This window comes from uncultured Chryseobacterium sp. (assembly GCF_913776365.1).
Lineage (GTDB): Bacteria > Bacteroidota > Bacteroidia > Flavobacteriales > Weeksellaceae > Chryseobacterium.
In genome coordinates this window covers 1-5,655 of sequence record NZ_CAJYMO010000166.1, presented here as the reverse complement: position 1 = coordinate 5,655, position 5,655 = coordinate 1, and the positions used below count along the sequence as shown (strand labels likewise).

General features: G+C 44.6%; 5 protein-coding genes and 2 pseudogenes. All 7 read left to right on the top strand.

Annotated elements, in window-relative coordinates:
• A pseudogene (locus QZ735_RS08355) lies at nt 1–319 on the top strand (hypothetical protein); the annotation flags it as partial.
• Between the two features lie 182 nt (nt 320–501).
• Complete coding sequence (locus tag QZ735_RS08350; RefSeq protein WP_294246813.1) at nt 502–1,470, top strand: pectinesterase family protein; 969 nt, start codon at nt 502–504, stop codon at nt 1,468–1,470.
• Between the two features lie 49 nt (nt 1,471–1,519).
• Nucleotides 1,520–2,257 (top strand): rhamnogalacturonan acetylesterase, encoded by a 738-nt coding sequence (locus QZ735_RS08345; RefSeq protein WP_294246811.1) that lies wholly within the window; start codon nt 1,520–1,522, stop codon nt 2,255–2,257.
• A 284-nt stretch (nt 2,258–2,541) separates the two neighbouring features.
• Nucleotides 2,542–2,883, top strand: coding sequence for a cupin domain-containing protein (locus tag QZ735_RS08340; protein WP_294246809.1), 342 nt, complete (start codon nt 2,542–2,544; stop codon nt 2,881–2,883).
• Between the two features lie 278 nt (nt 2,884–3,161).
• Nucleotides 3,162–4,061 (top strand): alpha/beta hydrolase, encoded by a 900-nt coding sequence (locus QZ735_RS08335; RefSeq protein WP_294246807.1) that lies wholly within the window; start codon nt 3,162–3,164, stop codon nt 4,059–4,061.
• A 236-nt stretch (nt 4,062–4,297) separates the two neighbouring features.
• A complete protein-coding gene (locus QZ735_RS08330; protein WP_294246804.1) occupies nt 4,298–5,200 on the top strand; it encodes an alpha/beta hydrolase in 903 nt (300 codons plus the stop codon).
• Nucleotides 5,201–5,435: 235 nt separating this feature from the next.
• A pseudogene (locus QZ735_RS08325) lies at nt 5,436–5,655 on the top strand (pectate lyase); the annotation flags it as partial.

The following is a 5,655-nucleotide window of genomic DNA, read 5'->3' as shown; positions in this document are numbered from 1 at the left end:
CATTCATCCGGAAGCGGAAGAAAGCACCTATGCTGCTTACTGGCTGGGCGGGGACCGGACGGTCAATTTAAAAAACTGGACCGAAGCATCGCCGCTGGAATCCGTGGATAAAAATACGGCACCTACCCTTTTCATCAACAGTTCACAACCGCGTTTTCATGCCGGCCGGGACGATATGATGAAAAAGCTGAAAAATTTCAATATCTACACGGAAGTTCACGAAATCCGGAATACGCCGCACTCTTTCTGGTCGGCTGAACCCTGGTTTACGGAAACATTGGATATCACATGGCGTTTTTTAGACAAGATTCTGAAATAATAAAATTAAACTTTGGCAAAGTAGATTCGGCTGAAGGATTTCAATGAAGCCTGGCTAAAGCCCGACCCTATTGACAAAAGGATTAAATAATTGTATTTCAATTCTTTTTAAAATAATTCTGCTACTGAATTTATAGTAAAAGAAATAAAATTTTGTGTTAAAACAAACCCAATCCCAGGCTTATGAAAAAACTATTGGTCCTGCTTTTCAGTTCAATCATCAGTTTCCTTTTCGCAGGGAATGGTCCTTATATAAAAATTACGGTCGCCCGGGACGGAAGCGGGGATTTCACCTCCATTCAGAAAGCCATCAATTCTGTACGTGATTTAGGTCCTGCCGAGGCATTGATTTTTATCAGGTCCGGAACCTATCACGAAAAAGTGGTGATTCCGTCTTCGAAACATAAAATTACGCTTGAAGGCGAAAATAAAAAAAACACCGTGATTACCAATAACGATTTTTCGGGAAAACCGGATGCGTTTAACGAAAAAATGACCACGTTTAATTCCTACACGTTATTGGTAATGGGCGATGATATTACCATCCGGAACCTGACGGTCCGCAACACTTCCTGCAACGAAGGACAGGCGGTTTCCCTGCATGTGGAAGGTGACCGGTTCATCATGAAAGACTCAGACATTCTGGGTTGCCAGGATACATTATATTCTGCGACCAGCCACAGCCGGCAGTACTTTGAAAACTGCTGTATCGAAGGGACTACGGATTTTATTTTCGGCCAGGCAACGGCTGTTTTCAAAAACTGTATCATCAAAAGCCTGGCCGATTCCTATATTACGGCTGCGGCAACGGAAGCCGGCAGGCCCTACGGATTTGTCTTTTTCGACTGTCAGCTCACCGCCGGTGAAGGCGTTACCAAAGTTTATCTGGGAAGGCCCTGGAGACCTTATGCAAAAACGGTTTTTATCAATACGGAAATGGAAAAACACATCCTGCCTGAGGGCTGGAATCCGTGGAAAGGCGACAAGATGTTTCCGGATAAAGAAAAAACCGCTTATTATGCAGAATACGGAAGTAAAGGCGAAGGCAGAAGCACCTGGAAAAGAGTTGGCTGGTCCCATCAGCTCACCAAAAGAGACCTCAAAAATTACACCCTGAAAAAAATCCTGGACGGCTGGAATCCTGCACCCTGAATGACCGACCGGATTAGGATTAACGAACATCAATTAAAATAAAAAGACAATGAATAAACAATTTAGCATCCTCCTGCTTTTCCTTTCCTGGTTTGCTTTTGCACAGCAGAAACCTGTGCTGTTCCTGATCGGTGATTCAACGATGGCCAATAAAGAAAACCCGGATAAAAACCCGGAACACGGCTGGGGCCAGGTGCTGCCGCAATTTTTCACAGGCGGAATTGAAATTCAGAACCATGCGATGAACGGCAGGAGCTCGAAAAGTTTCAGGACGGAAGGCAGATGGGATACAATAGAGAAACAACTGAAAAAAGGCGATTTTGTGTTCATCGAATTCGGCCACAATGATCAGAAATTAAAAGATTCCGCCAAGTTCACGAATCCCTACACCCAGTACAGGGCAAACCTGGAGCGGTATGTAAGAGAAACCAGGGCAAAAGGGGCCATCCCGGTCCTGATGACCTCCATTGTAAGGAGAAACTTCAATGAAAACGGTGTCCTGATCGATACCCACAAAGAATATCCTCTCGTGGTACGAATGGTGGCCGATGAGATGAAAGTGCCGTTTGTGGATATGCAGCTGCTGACCGAGCAGCTGGAAATTTCCTATGGTCCTGAAAATTCAAAAAAGCTGCACCTGCATTATAAGGAAGGCGAAAACCCCTATTATCCGAAAGGTAAGGAGGATGACACCCATCTGTCCGGACTGGGAGCCGGAAAGGTTGCCGGCCTGGCGGTAAAGCAGCTGAAAACGATGAAAACGGGATTGGAGAAATATATCAGATAATCTCCCGCAGACGTTACAGATTACAAAGCTTTGATTTTACTGTATAAGTCACAAAAGAGAATCTAACAGCTTTGAGAATATTTAGGAACGCATCAGATACTGAAATATTGAACAATGAAATGATATCTTTTGTGACTGATGCGTCATAAAATCTATAAGCTCTGCCAAACCTACGGCTCTGCGAACATAAATACAATTCAGCAATGCAAAAATCTTTGTGAACATTGTGTTGATAATAAGCGTAATCATCAATAACAGGTATTTAAATAAACATCCATATCAATATGAATTTCAAAAAAGAACCTTTTTTCGACGGCGGGTCCGGTTGGGAAGACCTGGGCGGCGGTGTCTCGCGGCAGTTTGTCGGTTACAATTCCCAGGTCATGATGGTGATTGTTAAATTTGAAAAGGAGGCAGTCGGCACACTGCATCAGCATTTCCATTCGCAAATCACTTATGTGGCGGAAGGAACATTTGAGGTGACTGTTGACGGGGAAACAAAAATTCTCCGGAAGGGCGACGGCTTTTTCGCGCAACCCAACATTTTTCATGGTGTAAAATGTCTGGAAGCAGGACAACTGGTCGACTCGTTTGCCCCGTTCAGGGAAGATTTTGTGAAGAAGTAATACATGATGGACAGGCTGGAAGACAGAGGATGGAAGTTTTAATTTCAACTTACAATAAGTCTTGTTACATCATAAGGACACCTGTAAACAGATGGCAGTGTGGATCTGTGCGGATCATTACCGGATAAGTTTGTCAGATCAGCTGGCCAATCCATTTTTGCCACCTTGTCTATGAAGTCTCCGGATGGAGACTTTGCGTTAAAAAAGACAAAACCGTACTACCCGATTAATGATAAAGGACCTCATCAGTCAGAGAATATTTATGAAGTAAAAATAATATGAAAAAAACGGCTTTCCTTTTAATGATAATCCTCTCCTCCTTTCTCTCCGCCCAGGAAAAGATCATGTTCTGGCCAAAAGGTGAAATGCCCAATTCCCGGAAACGGCTGCCGGAAACCGGAATAAAAAAAATGCCTGCAGATACAGAGGAACCGGCACTGTTTGCTTTTTTACCGCCCCCGAAAGAGAGGCGGCAGATGTCCGTAATTGTCATCCCGGGCGGCGGCTATTCGAAACTGGTGTATGATGAAGGAGCCTTCCAGATTGCGAAGTGGCTCAACACCCAGGGGATTTCTGCTTTCGTACTGAAGTACCGCCTGCCAACGTCTCCGGATGTGGTACAGCGGGAAACGGCAGCGCTCCAGGATGCACAGGCTGCCATCAAGTACCTACGGAAAAATGCGGCACAATGGAATATCGCCCCTCAGCTCGTAGGAGTAATCGGCACTTCGGCAGGCGGCCATCTGGCAGCCAGCGTAAGCAATATCGCAACCGATTATACCGGATTGAAAAATGACTGGAAAGACATCTCTTCCGTTCCGGACTTTGCCGTCCTGCTGTGCCCGGTGATCGATCTCGGAGAATTTGCCCATACCGGAAGCCGGAACAGCCTGTTGGGAGACCCTGCTTCCCCGGAGAAGATCGCAGAATATTCCATGCAGAACAGGGTCAGCGGAAAAACTCCGCCAACCGCTCTTTTCCATGCTCAGGATGATACTGCGGTACCTGCTATCAACAGTATTTTATACTATAAAGCCATGACACGTCACCAGGTGAAAGGTTCGCTTTTTATCTTTCCGGAAGGCGGACACCGGTTTTCAGTTACCAATAAAAATGAGCTTAACGAAAACTGGAAAAAGCTGTGTGAAGACTGGCTGAAGAGCATTAGTGATGAGTAATGGGTAATGGGTAATGAGTAATAAGTGATGAGTAATGAGTAATGAGTAATGAGTAATGAGCGATGAGTGATGAGTAATAAGAAGCTGTTCAGATCTGATTTGGTGACTTTCGGATGGTAATCGATTTTCTTTATTCAATCATTTTGAACTTCATCTTATAATGTAAAGAATTACTGAAATGCAATCAAAATCCAATGGTAATGACCGCAGATAAAAATACAGGTAAAACAGCAGCAATGAAAAAATCATTTTTATTGTTTATGATAAGTTTGGGAATGCATCTTTCTGCCCAGCAGAAAATACCCGTATGGCCAATGGGCCGGATGCCTAATTCCAAAGGGCTTAAGCCGGAAACTACAGAAGAAAAGGAAGGCCGCATCACCCAGATCCGGGAAGCAGAACTTTTTGCGTTCCTGCCCGCGAAAGAAGAAATGAAACCAATGGCCGTTATCATCATTCCCGGCGGCGGATACCGGCACCTTACCTATGACCTGGGCGGTTATTCTTATGCCAAATGGCTTAATACGCTGGGAATTACTGCATTTGTCCTCAATTACCGTCTTCCCGCATCACCGGATCTCATACAAAGGGAGACAGGTCCCCTGCAGGACATCCAGGCAGCCGTAAAGTTAATCAGGAAAAATGCATTGCAGTACGGGATTTTTCCCGACCGGATCGGTGTGCTGGGGACCTCAGCCGGTGGGCATCTGGCAGCAATGGTCAGCAATATTTCCACAGATTATACCGGCCTGAAGAGCGACTGGGAAAGCACGTCCTCTGTCCCCGACTTTGCGGTACTGATTTCTCCGGTGATCGATCTCGGGGAATTTGCACATAAAGGCAGCCGTGACCATTTATTAGGCGAAAACGCTTCGCAGGAAAAAATAGCGGAATACTCCATGCAGAACCGCGTAACGGCCAAAACACCGCCTACCCTTCTTATCCATGCCCAGAATGATAATGCCGTACCGGTCATCAACAGTATCCTGTATTACGAAGCCATGATGAAAAATAAGGTGAAAGGTGCCCTGTTTATCTTTCCGCAAGGCGAACACAATATCGGGGTGTCCAACAGAACCAGGCTCACCGACCATTGGAAAAAGCTTTGTGCGGACTGGCTGGATACAATCGGTAAGTAGAAAGCTGAGATACTGATCTGAAAAAATATCTCTTCTTACTTCTTTCGTCAATCACGGATAATATTTTATCATTCCAACATTCACGGAAATTAAAATAAATTTAAATTATCTATATTATGCAATCCATTGAACCAACATTATCATTAACATTATAATTATATAAATAAAAATATGATATCATATAAATATTTTAGGTAGTAAATATATATTTTAGTTTGACTTAAATTAATTGAATATGAATACAAATTGTAAACTGCCTTTATGGGGTGCTTTTTTAAGTGCCGCTTTTTTCGTGGCGTCCTGTGGACAGGAAGACATCAGGACCGGATCATCTGAAATCCCGGGTGAATACGACGTGAAAAAAGAGGCTGCAGCCGGTGCTGCAAATGCACTGGCCGATTGTACGGCTCCCGGATGGGCTTCCCAGAACGGTGGGACCACCGGTGGCGGAACGG